The sequence below is a fragment of the Pseudomonas sp. TE4620 genome, assembly GCF_056279045.1.
Window position 1 is genome coordinate 146,747 of record NZ_JBWBQO010000001.1, and the last position, 16,476, is coordinate 163,222.

19 protein-coding genes, 1 pseudogene and 1 riboswitch are annotated in these 16,476 nt (G+C 62.8%); of the genes and pseudogenes, 9 read left to right on the forward strand and 11 right to left on the reverse strand.

Annotated features, from left to right (window positions below; translation table 11 throughout):
• Positions 1–51 precede the first annotated feature (51 nt).
• Positions 52–342, forward strand: a complete 291-nt coding sequence (locus tag ACZ9A3_RS00675) for a PA4642 family protein (protein WP_045196010.1) — start codon at positions 52–54, stop codon at positions 340–342.
• 52 nt (positions 343–394) lie between these two features.
• On the opposite strand, the gene mqo is transcribed toward ACZ9A3_RS00675, so the two are convergent.
• The gene (gene mqo / locus ACZ9A3_RS00680; RefSeq protein WP_045196012.1) at positions 395–1,900 is read right to left on the reverse strand and encodes a malate dehydrogenase (quinone); all 1,506 of its coding nucleotides are present in this window, start codon (positions 1,898–1,900) and stop codon (positions 395–397) included.
• A gap of 605 nt (positions 1,901–2,505) precedes the next feature.
• On the reverse strand, positions 2,506–2,739 hold the full coding sequence (locus ACZ9A3_RS00685) for a hypothetical protein (RefSeq protein WP_045196014.1): 234 nt from the start codon (positions 2,737–2,739) through the stop codon (positions 2,506–2,508).
• Between the two features lie 174 nt (positions 2,740–2,913).
• Between ACZ9A3_RS00685 and ACZ9A3_RS00690 the strand changes: the two genes are divergently transcribed.
• Positions 2,914–3,498 carry a YajG family lipoprotein gene (locus ACZ9A3_RS00690; RefSeq protein WP_038997150.1) on the forward strand — a complete coding sequence of 195 codons (585 nt, stop codon included), beginning with the start codon at positions 2,914–2,916 and terminating at the stop codon, positions 3,496–3,498.
• Positions 3,499–3,561: 63 nt separating this feature from the next.
• Here the strand turns inward: ACZ9A3_RS00690 and ACZ9A3_RS00695 are convergent, their stop codons facing one another.
• Positions 3,562–3,768: a hypothetical protein gene (locus tag ACZ9A3_RS00695; RefSeq protein WP_045196016.1), complete on the reverse strand. Its 207-nt coding sequence runs from the start codon at positions 3,766–3,768 to the stop codon at positions 3,562–3,564.
• Positions 3,769–3,937: 169 nt separating this feature from the next.
• On the opposite strand from ACZ9A3_RS00695, the gene ACZ9A3_RS00700 reads away from it, so the two are divergent.
• Positions 3,938–4,198 (forward strand): hypothetical protein, encoded by a 261-nt coding sequence (locus ACZ9A3_RS00700; protein WP_045196018.1) that lies wholly within the window; start codon positions 3,938–3,940, stop codon positions 4,196–4,198.
• Between the two features lie 48 nt (positions 4,199–4,246).
• Here ACZ9A3_RS00700 and ACZ9A3_RS00705 read toward each other — a convergent pair whose 3' ends face one another.
• Positions 4,247–5,410, reverse strand: a complete 1,164-nt coding sequence (locus ACZ9A3_RS00705; RefSeq protein WP_045196020.1) for a 1-acyl-sn-glycerol-3-phosphate acyltransferase — start codon at positions 5,408–5,410, stop codon at positions 4,247–4,249.
• 124 nt (positions 5,411–5,534) lie between these two features.
• Here ACZ9A3_RS00705 and ACZ9A3_RS00710 point away from each other — a divergent pair, with 124 nt between their 5' ends.
• From ACZ9A3_RS00710 to ACZ9A3_RS00720, 3 genes are read left to right on the forward strand one after another with little or no spacing between them, the layout of a single operon-like run.
• Positions 5,535–5,717, forward strand: a complete 183-nt coding sequence (locus tag ACZ9A3_RS00710) for a CPXCG motif-containing cysteine-rich protein (RefSeq protein WP_045196022.1) — start codon at positions 5,535–5,537, stop codon at positions 5,715–5,717.
• Entirely contained in the window at positions 5,717–5,977 is a 261-nt protein-coding gene (locus ACZ9A3_RS00715) for a putative signal transducing protein (RefSeq protein WP_038997143.1), read from the forward strand. The genes ACZ9A3_RS00710 and ACZ9A3_RS00715 overlap by 1 nt, the downstream gene beginning before the upstream one ends.
• A 12-nt stretch (positions 5,978–5,989) precedes the next feature.
• Complete coding sequence (locus ACZ9A3_RS00720) at positions 5,990–6,613, forward strand: SOS response-associated peptidase (protein WP_045196024.1); 624 nt, start codon at positions 5,990–5,992, stop codon at positions 6,611–6,613.
• 58 nt (positions 6,614–6,671) lie between these two features.
• Here ACZ9A3_RS00720 and ACZ9A3_RS00725 read toward each other — a convergent pair whose 3' ends face one another.
• Together ACZ9A3_RS00725 and ACZ9A3_RS00730 are read right to left on the reverse strand one after the other, a co-directional pair.
• Positions 6,672–7,514 carry a methyl-accepting chemotaxis protein gene (locus ACZ9A3_RS00725; protein ID WP_371128693.1) on the reverse strand — a complete coding sequence of 281 codons (843 nt, stop codon included), beginning with the start codon at positions 7,512–7,514 and terminating at the stop codon, positions 6,672–6,674.
• 12 nt (positions 7,515–7,526) lie between these two features.
• Positions 7,527–8,813, reverse strand: a pseudogene (locus tag ACZ9A3_RS00730) (methyl-accepting chemotaxis protein); the annotation flags it as partial.
• 155 nt (positions 8,814–8,968) lie between these two features.
• On the opposite strand from ACZ9A3_RS00730, the gene ACZ9A3_RS00735 reads away from it, so the two are divergent.
• A complete protein-coding gene (locus tag ACZ9A3_RS00735; protein ID WP_045196578.1) occupies positions 8,969–9,784 on the forward strand; it encodes a M48 family metallopeptidase in 816 nt (271 codons plus the stop codon).
• Between the two features lie 63 nt (positions 9,785–9,847).
• On the opposite strand, the gene ACZ9A3_RS00740 is transcribed toward ACZ9A3_RS00735, so the two are convergent.
• The 5 genes from ACZ9A3_RS00740 to ACZ9A3_RS00760 all read right to left on the reverse strand — a co-directional run bounded on the left by ACZ9A3_RS00740 (position 9,848) and on the right by ACZ9A3_RS00760 (position 13,675).
• On the reverse strand, positions 9,848–10,435 hold the full coding sequence (locus ACZ9A3_RS00740; RefSeq protein ID WP_045196027.1) for a TMEM165/GDT1 family protein: 588 nt from the start codon (positions 10,433–10,435) through the stop codon (positions 9,848–9,850).
• Positions 10,436–10,522: 87 nt separating this feature from the next.
• A riboswitch (yybP-ykoY riboswitch) is annotated at positions 10,523–10,644 on the reverse strand.
• A gap of 38 nt (positions 10,645–10,682) precedes the next feature.
• On the reverse strand, positions 10,683–11,681 hold the full coding sequence (locus tag ACZ9A3_RS00745; protein ID WP_045196029.1) for a class I SAM-dependent methyltransferase: 999 nt from the start codon (positions 11,679–11,681) through the stop codon (positions 10,683–10,685).
• Between the two features lie 51 nt (positions 11,682–11,732).
• Positions 11,733–12,695: a 2-hydroxyacid dehydrogenase gene (locus ACZ9A3_RS00750; RefSeq protein ID WP_045196031.1), complete on the reverse strand. Its 963-nt coding sequence runs from the start codon at positions 12,693–12,695 to the stop codon at positions 11,733–11,735.
• Between the two features lie 20 nt (positions 12,696–12,715).
• A complete protein-coding gene (locus tag ACZ9A3_RS00755) occupies positions 12,716–13,084 on the reverse strand; it encodes a MerR family transcriptional regulator (protein WP_045196033.1) in 369 nt (122 codons plus the stop codon).
• Between the two features lie 12 nt (positions 13,085–13,096).
• Positions 13,097–13,675, reverse strand: a complete 579-nt coding sequence (locus tag ACZ9A3_RS00760) for an NAD(P)H-dependent oxidoreductase (protein WP_045196035.1) — start codon at positions 13,673–13,675, stop codon at positions 13,097–13,099.
• 147 nt (positions 13,676–13,822) lie between these two features.
• Between ACZ9A3_RS00760 and ACZ9A3_RS00765 the strand changes: the two genes are divergently transcribed.
• Together ACZ9A3_RS00765 and ACZ9A3_RS00770 are read left to right on the forward strand one after the other, a co-directional pair.
• Entirely contained in the window at positions 13,823–14,452 is a 630-nt protein-coding gene (locus ACZ9A3_RS00765; RefSeq protein ID WP_045196037.1) for a LysE family translocator, read from the forward strand.
• 129 nt (positions 14,453–14,581) lie between these two features.
• The gene (locus ACZ9A3_RS00770; RefSeq protein ID WP_476252039.1) at positions 14,582–16,264 is read left to right on the forward strand and encodes a fatty acid--CoA ligase; all 1,683 of its coding nucleotides are present in this window, start codon (positions 14,582–14,584) and stop codon (positions 16,262–16,264) included.
• The last annotated feature ends 212 nt before the right edge of the window (positions 16,265–16,476 follow it).

Genomic DNA, 16,476 nt, shown 5'->3' on the forward strand with positions numbered 1-16,476 from the left:
GTAAACTGCCGGCCCGTGAAAATGTCCGTGATGGTTCAGTTGGAGTCGGCAATGCGTAAAGACAAGAAGCAAGTGATTGGTGATGAGATCAGTGATGACTACATTAAGTCGTTCCTGCAATACGAGCCGGCCGATGGCGTAACTTCGCCTTCGCATCACAAGCTGATCAAGGGCTACCGCGGCCTGCGCGTCGATGACTTCGAGCGCTATGTCGGCTTCTTCGTCGAGGCTGGTTATGACCTGGACGGCAAGGACGAGCACGGTAAGACCTTCGTCGAAGCCATCGCGGATCAGCGCAATGCGCCCGAGTACACCGAGATCATCGACAAGGCTCGCGGCTGATACCAGCGCCCATAAAAAAACGCCCCGAAGGGCGTTTTTTTATGCCGGCAGATTATGCGTAGCTCTGCGCCGGGCTGCTTTCGACCAGGCCCAGGGCCTCGTCGTTGTACGCACTGATCTTGTGGTACAGGGCAGCGTCGGTGGCCAAGACCTTTTCCCGGGCCGGGAAAATTTCCTTGAGCTTGGCCGCCCAGGCGCCCTTGGCTTGCTCGGGGAAGCAGCGCTCGATCAGATCCAGCATGATCGACACGGTTACCGAAGCACCAGGGGAAGCACCGAGCAGGGCGGCCAGGGAGCCGTCCTTGGCTGCAACCAGTTCGGTACCGAACTGCAGAATGCCGCCTTTTTTCGGGTCTTTCTTGATGATCTGCACGCGCTGGCCAGCCACTTCCAGACGCCAGTCCTCGGCCTTGGCCTCGGGGTAGAAGCGGCGCAGTGAATCCAGGCGCTGCTCCATCGACTGCATCACTTCGCTGACCAGGTACTTGGTCAGGTCCATGTTGTCGCGGGCCACGGCCAGCATCGGGCCGATGTTGCCCATGCGTACCGACAGCGGCAGGTCGAGGAACGAGCCGTGCTTGAGGAACTTGGTGGTGAAGCCTGCGTACGGGCCGAACAGCAGCGAGGTCTTGCCGTCGACCACGCGGGTATCCAGGTGCGGCACCGACATCGGTGGCGAACCTACCGCGGCCTGGCTGTAGACCTTGGCCTGGTGGCGCTTGACCACTTCCGGGTTGTCGCAACGCAGCCACTGGCCGCTGACCGGGAAGCCGCCAAAGCCCTTGCTCTCTTCGATACCCGACAGTTGCAGCAGCGGCAGGGCCGCGCCACCGGCGCCGAGGAACACGAAGCGGGCATCGACTTCACGGCTGCTGCCGCTGTTGACGTCCTTGATGCTGACGGTCCAGCCGCTGCCGTTACGGCGCAGGCCGGTGACTTTCTTGCAGTACTTGACCTGTGCTTCGGGGGCGTTGGCCAGGTGCTTGAGCAGCTTGTTGGTCAGCGCGCCGAAGTTGACGTCGGTGCCTTTCATGACGCGGGTGGCGGCGATCTGCTGGTCGGCAGGGCGACCCGGCATCATCAGCGGCATCCACTCGTTCATCACCGCCTTGTCTTCGGTGTACTCCATTTCGCTGAAGGCGTGGTGCTGCTTGAGCATCTCGAAACGCTTCTTGAGGAAGCTGATGCCCTTCTCGCCCTCGACGTAGCTCAGGTGCGGCACGGGGTTGATGAACGCCCGCGGCGAGCTGAACGCACCCTTTTTGCTCAGGTAGGCCCAGAACTGCCGGGACACCTCGAACTGGGTATTGATATGCACCGCTTTCTTGATATCGATGCTGCCGTCGGCGGCCTGTGGCGTGTAGTTCAGTTCACACAGCCCGGCATGGCCGGTCCCGGCGTTGTTCCACGGGTTGGAACTTTCCGCGGCACCCGAATCCATCAACTCGACGACTTCCAGCTTGATCGCCGGGTCGAGTTCCTTGAGCAGTACGGCCAGGGTGGCACTCATGATGCCTGCCCCTACCAGTACTACATCGACTGCTTCGTTCTGCGCCATTAACGCGTCTCCAAAATCTTCAGCACCAAATTGACAGCATAGGATCCCTGGCTTGCCAGGATCGCCATGTCCGATTATTCGCAGTTTTTGCAACTTCAGCGGACACCACCAACCGGGCTTTGCGTTGCCTATGAACGCATTTTACAGCCGGTGCGGCAATTCGACTTATGGTCAAGGTATCCGTCGTGCGTTATGGACCGGTTTCAGGCACCCATTGCAAATGAGCGCTGTTGCCAGCTGTTCAGGGCTGTTCGGGACACTTTAGGTGCTTTTGCACATGCCAGACTGTTCATTGCTCGCCACACTCTCGTGAAGTTGTGAAAACCCGTTTTTTCACGCTCTTTTGGAGACGTGAACCTCAAAATGGGCTGCGCGATGGCAGACCCGGCAGGTTCAGGCAGAGCAGATGGCCGGATGACGCAGGCACACTGGCTGGTGCAAGACCTGTGTGGAAGGCTCTCTGTGGGCGGTGCGGGGGATGCGCAATGCTGGGCATTGGCGGTACTGCGAGGCCCGATCAGGAGACGTCCTTATAATCGGGGGGAGATTATAGCGATGTCGCGGGCAGAAAAGCTCTTTATTAGCGACTTTTATTGAGGCAAAACTCAGGCGGCGAGGCTGCGTTGCAGCCAGTTTCCACTGACACGCTTTGAAACACGGGCGCTGGCGGGCAGCGGACGGTTGAGCCAGGCCAGGCGAATTTCGCTGATTTCCACCCAGCCACTGGTCGCCGGGGCCTGCGCGCACTGCTTGAAGGCCTGGCAAAGGCCGTGGGCGTCGAGGCGGGCGAAGCAGCGTTGCGGGTTGCGTTTGAACAGCAGGGCCAGGAGCGAGGACATGGCGGGTATCCCTGTGAAGAACTGAGCCTAGGATAACCGGGCAGTGATGAAACGATTGTGACAGCGAACCGGGCCCGGGGATGCCTGTCTTATTCACTAATGGCACGCCGATAGCTGGGCTGCCCCGTGCTGGTTATACTGGCGGCCTTTGCTGCCTATTCTGGAGAGATGAGCATGTTGCAACGTTTGTTGTTCGGTTTGATCGCGGTGACCAGTCTGACCCTGGCCGGTTGTGCCCACAGCCCGCAACAACTCAGCCCGCAACCGAAACTCAACGCCCAGCTGGCGCCGGTCGGTCATGGCCAGCCAGTGGTGGTCAAGGTGGTCGATGGTCGCGCTTCGCAAACCCTCGGCACCCGTGGCGGCCTGTACCCTGAAACCAGCGCCATCACCGTGACCGGCAACGACATCCTGCCAAAACTGCAGGCCCAGGCCGAAGCAGCTGTGCGCCTGCTGGGCTTTACCCCGACGCCGAACGCCTACAACGCGCCGCAGCTGACCGTGACCCTGGCCGAGCTCAAGTACCAGTCGCCCAAAGAAGGCATGTACGTGACCGAAGCCACCATCGGCGCAACCTTCAAGGCTGACGTGGCCAACGCCAACCGTCGCTACAGCGGCCGCTACGGCGCGTCGCTGGACCAGCGCTTCGGCATGGCGCCGAACCAGGAAACCAACACCAAGCTGGTGGGTGATGTGCTCAGCGATGCGCTGACCCGCCTGTTCAAGGACCAGGCCATCGGCCAGATCCTCGGCGAATAAGCCTCACCAGCAAAAAGCCCGATGTCTGCATGGCAGGCATCGGGCTTTTGTGTTTTTGCAGGTTCAGGCGGCTTCGACGTAGAAGTCCAGCACGCTGATGCCGGTAGGGCCGTCGACCTCGGGCAGGTCTTCATGGGCATGCCCGCCCAGGGCGCAGTACACCAGCCATTGGCGGTCCTGGACGTTGAACGCCAGGCCGTCGATCAACGCCTGCTGCTCATCGCTCTGGGCGATCAGGTAGAGGCGGTCCTGGTTTTCGGCGTGCAGCATGACAAGCTCCGGTAAGTGGCGACGGCCAACAGAGTGGCGTGTCTTGATGACGAGCGTGTGACGCCGGGAATTAATCGTCATTTGTCGCAAAGCACAGGCAAGGGCACGGCGCTTGGGTAGAATGCCCGCCGAGTCGAAAGTATCGATGTACTTCTTTTGAGGTTTTGCGATGTCGTTGCAAGTGATCTGGGGGCTGTTTGCCGCCCATCCGGCCAAGCTGATCAATCTGCTGGCCCTGCTGCTGACCTGCCCGGGCGGCCTGCTGCTGCACAGTGCCCGCCGCCGCGCGGCGCAAACCCTGGCGGGCCTGGCTGGCGATGAAGCGGTGATCGATGGCATGAGCCTGCGCATCAACCGCTTCTACTACATTCTTGGCTTTGCCTTCCTGGCGCTGGCCTTGCTGTTGTCCTGGTTCAGCACCTGGGTGTGAAGCCTGCTCCCAAGTTAATTGTGGGAGCGGGCTTGACCCGCGATAAATTTACAACGCCAACCCCGCCTTGACCCGGTACTGATTGCGTACCGGCATCGCATACTGCTGCACCAGGTACGGCCGCTGTTCGGCCGGGCAGGCGTCCAGGCGGCGCTGCCATTCGGCCTGGGCGCGGGCCAGTTCATCGGCCGCAAACACCTTGGCCGCTGCTGGCACCTCCAGCGCCGGGTCGGCATCGGCCCACTGCGCATAGGCCAGGTAATGCACCGGGAACAACCGGTAGCCGGCCAGAATCTGCCGGTCAATCTCTGCTGCCAGTTGCTTGGTGTCCTCGACGAACTCCGTCACCGGCGGGGCAAAGTTGATGTGCACGCGGCCTTTGTAGCCGGTGATGCCCTGGGCGATGCTGATGTCGTCTTCACCCGGCGCCTTGCTGTAGGTGCCGGTGGTGGCGCGAATGTACAGCTCGCGGGCCTTGGCCTGGTCGCAGGGGTCGTACTCGTAGCTGATCGACACCGGGCTCAGGTTCAGCGACTGGATCACGGCGCCGAACGGCTCGTCCTTGCGGCTCATGTGGAACATTTTCAGGATTGCCGAATCGGTACGGTCATCACCATCCTTGGCCCGGCCTTCGGCCTGGGCGATCCAGATCGACTGGCCGTCGTTGCGGATCGAGTGGTTGATGTAGGCCGACAGCAGCTGGTAAGCCGCGAGCTTTTCCCGCCGGCCGGTGATCGAGCGGTGCACGATGAAGCTCTTGTTCAGGCGCATCATGTCGCTGACGAACGGTTTTTGCAGCAGGTTGTCGCCGATGGCGATGCGCGGGGTCGGCAGGCCGGCGTGGTACACGGCATAGTTGACGAAGGCCGGGTCCATGACGATGTCGCGGTGGTTGGCCAGGAACAGGTAGGCGGTACCGGCCTTGAGCTGCTCGACGCCGGTGTAGGTCACGCCGTCGGTTGCCCGCTCGATGGTATGGTCGACGTAGTACTCGACTTTGTCCTGCAGGGTCGAAACGCAGGTGACCCCGGCAAACTCTTTGCGCAGGCGCCGGGCGATCAGCGGCTTGAGCAGCCAGCCGAAGGCCCCGGCCATGCGCGGGAAGCGGAAGTGGGTGAGGATATCGAGGAATGCCGGGTCGCTGAGCAGCCGTGCCAGAACGGCAGGGACTTCAGCGTCGTCGTACGGTCGGATGGCATCGAATTCGCCCATCATGCTCTCTTGTTGGAAACGGCTAGGGTAATAGGTAGGGCCGGGGTCTGAAAAACGGCTCAGACACACTCAGGGCCTGTAAATAGACCGGCAATTATACGCACAAGTCACTCGGGAGGCCGCGATGCTGGAGACAGCGCTTTACGATTGTCCTTATTGTGGTGAAGAAGTCGAGACGACAGTGGACCTGTCGGGCGGTGATCAGGAGTACATCGAAGACTGTCAGGTGTGCTGCAAGCCGATCCGTTTCGTGCTGCAGGTACATGGCGAGGAATGGATGCTGGACGTTTATGGTGAGAATGACTGATGCAGCGAATCTACGACCCTGAAAGCCTGCTCGAAGCACAAATGCTCATCGGCATGCTCGCCAGCGAAGGCATCACAGTGCACCTGGTCGGCCGCGACCTGATGGGCGCCATGGGCGACCTGCCGATGCACGGTTTGCTCGGTTTGGCGGTGGCCGATGAGCAGGCTGCCTGCGCACGCGAGCTGATCGCCGCGTACAATAGCGCCCAGCCACTTGCCGGCGACGAACCGGAGAACATCCCCGGAACCCTGATTTGCTAGGTTTTTGCCCTCATGTGTGGACGTTATGCGCTGTTTCGCTGGTCTCCCGCCTTTGCTGCCCTGCCGGGATTTCCCAGTGACCAGCAAGCGCAATGGAATATCTCCCCCGGCGCCTCGGTGCTGATCCAGCGCCGCCTCGAGGGTGGCCAGCTGGAGCTGGCGCGGGCACGCTGGGGCCTGACCCCGGCCTGGCTCACCGACTTGTCGCGCACCCCGGCCCACGCCCGCGCCGAAACCCTGGCCGAACAGCCGATGTTCCGTGAGGCGTTTCGCCTGCGTCGCTGTCTGCTACCGGCCAACGGCTTTTACGAATGGCGCGGCACCCAGCGCAAGCGGCCGTACTGGCTGACGCCGGGGGAGGGCTCGTCGTTGTTTTTTGCAGCGATCTGGGAGGCGTATCCGGTGCAGGATCAGGTCTGGCTGAGTACCGCGGTGGTAACCCAGGCGGCGCTGAACCAGCGCCGGCCGCTGATTCTCGATGAGGCCGGGCAGGCTGCCTGGCTCGATCCCGAAACCCCGCCGGCGCGCTTGTACGAGCTGCTGGCGGGCGGCCAGGCGCCGCTGCGTGAGCGGGTGCTGGCCAATATGGTCAATGATCCCAAGCTCAATGGGCCGGAGTGTCTGACCCCGGCTTAAAAGCATCGCGGGTCAAGCCCGCTCCCTCAGCTGACCCTTTGCTCTGTGGGGGCTGGCTTTACACCCTGAACTGATTGATCAAGCGCCGCTGTTGCTCGGCCAGCTTGGTCAGCTCGGCGCTGGCGGTACTCGACTCATCCGCCCCGCCAGCCACCTCGTTGGCCACCTGGCCAATATTGATCACGTTACGGTTGATGTCTTCGGCCACCGCGCTCTGCTCTTCGGCAGCACTGGCAATCTGCGTGTTCATGTCGTTGATCACCGACACTGCCTGGGTAATGCTTTCCAGCGCCTGGGCAGCGCGCGCGGCTTGCTGCACGCTGTCGTCGGTCTTGCCCTGGCTGTCTTCCATGACCCGCACCACATCGCGGGTACCTTGCTGCAGTTGCTGGATCATCTGCTGGATTTCTTCGGTGGCCTGCTGGGTTTTCTGCGCCAGGTTGCGCACTTCATCAGCGACCACGGCAAAACCACGGCCCTGCTCACCGGCGCGAGCGGCCTCGATGGCAGCGTTAAGCGCCAGCAGGTTGGTCTGCTCGGCAATCGCGCGGATGGCGGTGAGGATGGCATTGATGTTTTCGCTGTCGCGCGCCAGGTTCTGCACCACACCCACTGCTCGGCCGATTTCCTCGGCCAGGGCGCTGATCGAACTGGAAGTATCGCGCACGATCGCCAGGCCCTGATGTGCGGCCTGGTCAGCATTGCTGGCGGCCTGGGCGGCATGGGTGGCGTTGCGCGCGACGTCCTGGGCGGTAGCGGTCATTTCGTGCACGGCGGTGGCCACCAGATCGATCTCGGCCATTTGTTTGTGTACACCCTGGTTGGTGCGAATGGCGATGTCGGCGGTGTGTTCGGAGGAGTCGCTGACCTTCTGCACCGAGGCCACCACCTGGCTGATCATCGCCTGCAGCTTGCTCAGGAAGGTGTTGAAGCCCTTGGCGATCGAGCCCAGTTCGTCGGCGCGGTCGCTGCTCAGGCGGCGGGTCAGGTCGCCTTCGCCCTGGGCGATGTCATCGAGCATCGCCACCATTTGCCGCAGTGGCCGGGCAATGCCGTGGGCCAGCAGCCAGATCACCAGCAGGCCAAGGGCGGCGATACCCAGGCCGACCACGGTCATGCCGGTGATGTCGGTGCGGCGCTGGTCGCTGAGGTCGCTTTGCAACTTCTGCACATCGGCCATCACCGCGCTGATCGGCAGTTCCAGCAGCAGGGTCCAGCGCGCGTCGGTATTGGCGATCTTGAACGGCAAGTACAGCTCGATGCGGCCTGCGCCCTGGTCGACTTCGTAGTGCAGGTTCTCGCCGCTCAGTTGCGCCAGGGTGGCGGCGGCATTGGCGTCGAGGACGTCGCTGGCTTTCTCGCCGAATTTGCCCGGGTCTTTGGTAAAGGCCACCAGGCGGCCGTTGCCGGACACCAGTGCCAGCTCGCCGGCACCGTCATAGAGCTGGCGATCGGCGGTATTGAGCAGTTCCTGGATGAAGTTCACCGACAGGTCGGCGCCGGCAATGCCCTGGAACGTGCCGTCGATCATGATCGGCTCGACGAACGAGGCGAGCATCACCACTTTGTCGCCTACCTTGTAAGGTGCCGGGTCGATCACGCAGGCTTTCTTTGATTCTCGCGGGCACAGGTAGTACTCACTGGCGCGCACGCCGGTGGCGAGGACGGTCTGGTCGTTGACGTCGGCCAGTTTGTCCAGGCCCAGGCTGCCGTCTTCGTTGCGGAACCACCAGGGCAGAAAGCGCCCGCTGGCGCTGTCGATACCGGTGATCGAGGTGCCGACGAAGCGCGCGTCGTCGTGGTCCAGGGCGTTACTTTCCCAGCCCAGGTAGGTGCCGAGGATCAGTGGGTTGGTCAGTGCTGTCTGCTTGAGCAGGGCGATCATTTGCTGGCGCTCGATCTTCAGCAGCGGATTGCCGCTGGCGTCCTGCATGCCGAGCATGGCGTTGCTGGTAGTCAGGCCCCTGGCAATCAGTAGCGGTGCTTCCAGGCCGCGCTGGATCTCGCTGACCTGGGTCCGCGCCAGGGCGGTCAGGCGCTGCTCGATCACCGCCTCGAATTGCTGCTGGGTGCGGCTTTGCACCAGCTCCTGGGTACGTTCGCCGGAATACACGGCGTACAGCACCAGGGCGGCGACAATGCTCAGGACAATGGCGCCGGCCAGGGCGGCGACGGAAAACTGGATCGACCGGAACTTCATGAGGGGGCTCCAAGCGCAAGGAAAGGCGTCTGCCTTGCGTTATCGGCCCGGCCGGGCGAAAGCATGAGCACCGTCTGGAGAATTCTTCGTCAGGGATATGGCGGGCTCAACGGAGTCGGCCTAGGATACGCGGCATGTTCGAAGGGAGTGTTTTCATGCGTAAGTCATTTGTAATCGGTGCATTGAGCGCCAGCGTCCTGCTCGCTGGCTGCCAGGCGGTGAACACCACCAGCGGCGGCGCCGTGGGTGTCGAGCGTAAGCAATACATGTTCAGCATGCTGTCGACCGATGAGGTCAACCAGATGTATGCCCAGTCCTACCAGCAAACCCTGGGCGAGGCATCCAGCAAGGGTGTACTCGACAAGACCAGCAACAACGCCAAGCGCGTGCAATTGATCGCTGACCGCCTGATTGCCCAGGCCCCGCAGTTCCGCCCGGACTCGGCGCAGTGGAACTGGGAAGTCAACCTGATCAAGAGCGACGAGCTCAACGCCAACTGCGGCCCGGGTGGCAAGATCTTCGTCTACAGCGGCCTGATCGAAAAACTCAAGCTGACCGACGACGAGCTCGCTGCGGTCATGGGTCATGAAATCGCCCACGCCCTGCGTGAGCATGGTCGTGAGGCGATGTCCAAGGCCTATGGCGTGCAGATGGCTCGCCAAGGCGCCGGTGCCCTGCTGGGCCTGGGCCAGGACAGCATGGCGATCGCCGACACGGTGGTTCAGTACAGCATGACCCTGCCCAACAGCCGCGCCAACGAGAACGAAGCCGACCTGATCGGCCTGGAACTGGCCGCCCGCGCCGGCTACAACCCGAATGCGGCGATCAGCTTGTGGGACAAGATGGCCCAGGCCTCGGGTGGCTCGCAGCCGGAGTTCATGAGCACTCACCCGGCGTCGGCCAGCCGTCAGGCTTCGTTGCAGGCGGCGATTCCGAAGGTGATGCCGTTGTACGAGCAGGCCCGCAAGTAAAAATCGCAGGTCATGCCCGCTCCCACAGGCCACTGTAGGAGCGGGCTTGACCTGCGATTGTATTCAGCCGATCCAGCCACTGACCTGCATCGCCGAATACACCGCCACCGCGGCCAGGACGAAGAATGCAGCCGACGCCAGGCGGCGGATCAGGGTCAGTGGCAGTTTCTCTGCAGCAAAATTACCCGCCAATACCACCGGCACGTTGGCAATCAGCATGCCCAGGGTGGTACCGATAATGACCATGATCAGGTGCGGATACTGCGCCGCCAGCATCACCGTGGCGACCTGGGTCTTGTCGCCGATTTCCGCGATGAAGAACGCGATCAGGGTGGTCAGGAACGGGCCGAAGCGCCGTGCGGTGCTGGCTTCGTCATCGTCCATCTTGTCCGGGATCAGCGTCCACAGTGCCGTGGCGGCAAAGCTTGCGGCGAGAATCCAGTGCAGGGTGGCGGCGGAGAAGAAGGTGCTGAACCAGGCGCCGACGGCACCGGCCGCGGCATGGTTGGCCAGGGTAGCGGCAATGATACCGGCGATGATCGGCCAGGGCTTGCGAAAGCGCGCGGCAAGGATCAGCGCGAGCAATTGGGTTTTGTCGCCAATTTCGGCGAGGGCCACGATCGCGGTGGGGACGAGCAATGATTCCAGCATCAGGATTCCTACGGGGGCGGGTCGACACGGCTATGACACGTACAGCCTTCCCGCCCCGGGTAAGGTGTTCGTGTCATAGGTCTTGTCAAACCCTGGGTCCGTCTGTGCGGACCGTGGGTCGCACGCGCCATGGTCTGTGGACCAAGTATGTTGACGCGTACCGGGCGAGCTGGGTGCTCGCGGGAGACTACTCCCCTAGGACGGAGCGGATTCTGCCTAGGCAAATCCGTTTCGGCAAGCGCTCTTTTTAACCGCGTGTTGCCTGGTAGATGCGAAAGCCTTGGCCCTCGTCGCGGATCCGGCAGTTGCCCAGGGCCGCTTCGATCAGCGGCTGGTAGCGCAGGAAGCTATTTGCCACCAAGCGCATTTCGCCACCTTTTTTCAGATGATCGGCCGATTTTCGCAGCAGGTTTTCCGAGGCCTGGTAATTGGTGTGAACACCTGTGTGGAACGGCGGGTTGCTGATGATTACGTCCAGCTCGCGCGGCGCGGCATCGATGCCGTCGCCGCAGATCACCTCACCTTCCAGACCATTGGCGGCCAGGGTCAGGCGGCTGCTGGCCACGGCAAAGGCGTCGACATCAAGCAGGGTGATGCGGTTTTGCGGATAACGGCGTTTGATCGCCGCCCCGAGAACACCCGCGCCACAGCCAAAATCCAGCACGTGGCCGGTTGGCAGCTGGTCGAGGTTTTCCAGCAGCAGGGCGCTGCCGCGATCCAGGCGCCCATGGCTGAATACGCCCGGCAGGCTGACGATCTGCAGCGGGCCATCGGCCAGCTCCAGCTGGAAATGCTCGGCCAGGCTTTCCAGCGGCCTGGCTTCAGGGGCGTGCTCGACGGTGACCTGCCACAGCTGGCAATGGCGGGCGCTGTCGAGTTTGCGCGGCTTGCCGAAGGCGTGCAGTTGTTTGGCCGCGCCTTCGATGCCGCCGCGTTTCTCGCCGACCAGGTACAGCTGGCGACCGGCCAGGCGCGAGGCCAGGGCGTTGAGCAGGTAATTGGCCAGGTCCCGGGATTTGGGCAAGAACAGCACGGCGGCGTCGAAAGCCTGGGCCGGTGCGTTTACATCGAAGTGGCTGCGCCCGGCGAAGCGTGCCTCGAGCGCCGCCTGGTCGCCGGCGTGCCAGCTCCAGCCATGGGCCGCAGGCAACTTGCCGAGCAGGTCGTCGGCAGGCAAACCGGCCAGCAACAGCGAGCCCTGGAAAAGATCGGCCTGACGAAGCAACACTTCACTGCGCGGGTCCATGGACGGCGACTCCTGAAAAAAGTGGCGCAGTTTACCAGAGCCTGGCCGGGCTTAGACCTGGCGGCGCGGGCTGCCGGCAAAAAACGCCTCGGCGTTCTCGCTCAATTGCTCAACGATACGCTGGCGTGACTCGACCGCGCCCCAGGCGCTGTGCGGGGTGACGATCAGCCGCGGGATATCGGCCGCCAGCAGCGGGTTGCCGTTGACCGGTGGTTCGACACTCAGCACGTCGGTAGCCGCGCCGCCCAGGTGGCCGGCGCGCAGGGCATCGGCCAGGGCCTGCTCGTCGATCAGGCCGCCGCGGGCGGTGTTGATCACAAAGGCGCCGGGCTTGAGCAGGGCCAGTTGGCGGGCGCCGATCAGGTTGCGGGTGTGCTCGTTGAGCGGGCAGTGCAGGGTCAGCGCGTCGACCTGCGGCAGCAGCTCATCCAGCGCAATACGGTCTTCGCGGGGCGGGCGCCCGGGCAACTGGCCAAGCAGTACGCGCATGCCGAAGGCTTCGGCCAGGCGTGCTACGGCGCCACCCAGCTCGCCATGGCCGAGCAGGCCGAGGGTCTTGCCCTCCAGCTCGACGATGGGGAAGTCCAGCAGGCAGAACTGTTTGGCCTGGCCCCACTGGCCGTTGGCGACAGCCTTTTGATAGTCGCTCAGGCGCGTGGCCAGGGCCAACAGCAAAGCCAGGGTGTGCTGGGCCACCGACGGCGTGCCGTAGCCCTGGCAGTTGCTGACCACCACGCCCTGGGCGCGGGCGGCCTGCAGGTCGACATTGTTGGTGCCTGTGGCGGCCACCAGAATCAGCTTCAGCTCGGGGCAGGCGGCGAGGGTGGCGGCGTCGATCATGACCTTGTTGCTGATCGCCACGCTGGCGCCCTGCAGGCGTTCGGCGACCTGCCCGGGGGCGCTGGCCGGATAGAGCTGCAGCTCATCGAAACAGGCCTTGAGGCGATCCAGCGCCAGGTCACCGAGGTCCAGGGAGCTATGGTCGAGAAACACGGCGCGACGGGAGATGGACATAGGGTGGCTCCAGTAAGGGCTCAAGCGTTGTAGGCGAAGCAATCGTAATGGCTGTGCTCAAGGCTGCTTTGCAGTTCAAGCAGGCCTTGCTGTTGCTGCTGCAGTGCCTGGATCTGCGCCTGCAGCTGGGCGCTTTTGCCGGCAATCGCCTGGCGCACCCGCTCGATCGGCAAGCCGGCCTGATCATCACTCACCAGCGCTTGCATCTCCTTGAGACTGAAGCCGAGCTTTTGCGCGCACTTGATCAGGCTCAGCAGGGCGACGCTGTGTTGGTCATACAGGCGATAACGGCCCTGGCGCCTGGGCGCCGGCAGCAGGCCGATGCGCTCATAATGGCGAATGCTTTTGATGGTTGCCCCGGACAGCTGCGCGGCTTTGCCGATGTACATCGAACGTCCTTGTTAGTGCCGGTGAGCCAGCCTGCGCGCCTGCTGCAGCCAGGCATCGCGCTGGCCTGCGCTCGAGCTGATGATGGGGCCAAACGTTAACGTCTTTTGCGTCCTGATTCCACAGAAGCCCAGGGTCGTGCGGCGCATCTGCTGCAGCGCCGGCATGCGGTAGACCCAGCGGTAGTACCAGGGCGGGGTGTCCATGCTCACCAGCAGGTCGGCGCTGCGGCCTTTGAGCAACTGTTCGGGGAAGGGCGAGTTGTTGCGGTACTTGAAGGCAAAGCCGGGCAGCAGGATGCGATCGAGAAAGCCCTTGAGCAGCGCCGGAATCCCGCCCCACCAGACCGGGAAGACCAGCACCAGGTGCTCGGCCCAGCTGATCAGCTGCTGGGCGTGCAGCAGGTCGGGCTCCAAAGCTTGTACCTGTTGATAACCCTCGCGCAGGATCGGGTCGAAGGCCAGCTCGCCGAGCTCCAGCAGGCAGACTTCGTGGCCTTTGTCGCGGGCACTGCTGATGTAGCTGTCGCTCAGTGCTGCGCAGAAACTGTTACGCGAAGGGTGGCCGAGTATCACCAGGATTCGTTTGCTCATCGAAGGCAGTTCCAGGGGCAAAGCGCTGAGGCTAACGCCTGCCCCAAGGGGGAGAGTCAAGGCGCCAGCACCCACAGGGATTGTTTCAAAGGTCTGCGAGGGCGTAGTGTGTTGCCCCCGTTTGACCTTTTGCCGCAAGGAGCCCCCATGTACTGGGCCGAATTTCTGACTGTCGCGTTGATCCACCTGCTGGCGGTGGCCAGCCCCGGCCCGGATTTCGCCGTGGTGGTGCGCGAGAGCGTTACCCACGGCCGGCGCGCCGGTACCTGGACGGCCTTTGGCGTCGGTACCGCGATTTTCCTGCATGTCGGCTATTCGCTGCTGGGTATCGGCCTGATCGTGTCGCAGTCGATCATGCTGTTCAATGCGCTGAAATGGCTGGCTGCCGCCTACTTGCTGTACATCGGCTTCAAGGCCCTGCGCGCCCGCCCGGCCGCGCCTGGCAGCGACGCCGTGCAGGCCTCCACGGTCGAGCGCACACCGCGGGCGGCCTTTGTCGCCGGCTTCATGACCAATGGCCTGAACCCCAAGGCGACGCTGTTTTTCCTGTCGCTGTTCACCGTGGTCATCAACCCGCACACGCCGCTGGCGATCCAGGCCGGTTACGGGTTGTACCTGGCCGTGGCCACCGGCCTGTGGTTCTGCCTGGTGGCCATGCTGTTCAGCCAGCAGCGGGTGCGCGCCGGCTTTGCGCGCATGGGTCACTGGTTCGATCGCACCATGGGCGCGGTGCTGATTGCCCTGGGGGTGAAGATCGCTTTCACCGAAATGCACTGACAATGATGTTCAAACGCCACTAATCCCTGCAGCGGTCAAATCATTCCTTTGGCTGATTTGGCCGCTGTGGAGGCGTTCTAGAGTAAGGCATGTCTTGCCCAGCCTGTGCACTCTAGAAAAGGGACTCCTATGTTGCAGACTCGCGTCATTCCTCCTGCCGAGGACGCTTACCAGTTTCCGCTGTTGATCAAGCGCCTGCTGCTGTCCGGCAGCCGTTACGAGAAAGCCCGCGAGATCGTCTACCGCGATCAGCTGCGCTACAGCTACCTGACCCTCAACGAGCGCATCGCGCGGCTGGCCAATGTGCTCACCGAAGCGGGGGTCAAGGCTGGTGACACCGTGGCGGTGATGGACTGGGACAGCCATCGCTACCTCGAATGCATGTTCGCCATTCCGATGATTGGCGCGGTGGTGCACACCATCAACGTGCGCCTGTCGCCGGAGCAGATCCTTTACACCATGAACCACGCCGATGACCGCTTCGTGCTGGTCAACAGCGACTTTGTCGGCCTCTACCAGGCCATCGCCGGGCAACTGACCACGGTGGAGAAAACCCTGCTGCTGACCGATGGCGAGCAGAAAACCGCCGACCTGCCGAACCTGGTCGGCGAGTACGAGCAATTGCTGGCGGCGGCCAGCCCGGTCTATGACTTCCCTGATTTCGACGAGAACTCGGTTGCCACCACGTTCTACACCACCGGTACCACCGGTAACCCCAAGGGGGTGTATTTCACCCACCGGCAACTGGTGCTGCACACTCTGGCGGCTGCGACGGTCACCGGCAGTATCGACAGCGTGCGCCTGCTCGGCAGCAATGATGTGTACATGCCCATCACGCCGATGTTCCATGTCCATGCCTGGGGCATTCCCTACGTGGCGACCATGCTCGGCATCAAGCAGGTCTACCCCGGGCGCTACGAGCCGGAGATGCTTTGCGAACTGTGGCGCAACGAGAAGGTGACCTTCTCGCATTGCGTACCGACCATCTTGCAGATGCTGCTCAATGCCAAGGGTGCCCAGCAACAGGACTTCGGCGGCTGGAAAATCATCATTGGCGGCAGTGCCCTGAACCGCGCCCTGTACGAGGCGGCCAAGGCCCACGGAATTCAGCTGACCGCCGCTTACGGTATGTCCGAGACCTGCCCGCTGGTGTCCTGCGCTCACCTCAACGACGAGCTGCTGGCTGGCAGCGAAGACGAATGCATCACCTACCGGATCAAGGCCGGGGTGCCGGTGCCGTTGGTGGAAACTGCGATTGTCGATGGCAACGGCAACTTCCTGGCGGCCGACGGCGAGACCCAGGGCGAACTGGTGCTGCGCGCGCCGTGGCTGACCATGGGGTACTTCCGCGAGCCCGAGAAAGGCGCCGAACTCTGGCAGGGCGGCTGGCTGCACACCGGTGACGTCGCCACCCTCGACAGCATGGGCGTGATCGATATCCGTGACCGCATCAAGGACGTGATCAAGACCGGCGGCGAGTGGATCTCGTCACTGGAGCTCGAAGACCTGATCAGCCGCCACCCGGCGATCCGCGAAGTGGCGGTGGTCGGTGTCGCCGACCCGCAGTGGGGCGAGCGGCCGTTTGCCCTGCTGGTGATCCACGAAGGCCAGAGCATCGACGCCAAGGTCCTCAAGGAACACCTCAAGCCATTCGTGGAGCTGGGGCACATCAACAAGTGGGCGATCCCCAGCCAGATCGCCCTTGTTACTGAAATTCCCAAGACCAGTGTCGGCAAGCTCGACAAGAAGCGCATTCGCCTGGACATCAGCCAGTGGCAAGCCAGTAACAGCACCTTCCTCTCGACCCTGTAATGCCGGGCGGGTCGCGCCTGAAGCGGCGCGACCCGCACGCCAGACGCATGGGCGCCTTGTCAAATGACGAAATTAAGCCATTCTTCCCCCAGCCAGCGTAGTGGCCGGTCATGCAGACCCTGCCTGAGGGGTTGGGATGCAAATCACACTTTAGAGGGATCAAGCAGTTCAACCTGCTGGCTATAGTCGGTTCAGGGGATTTTCAGGAACGG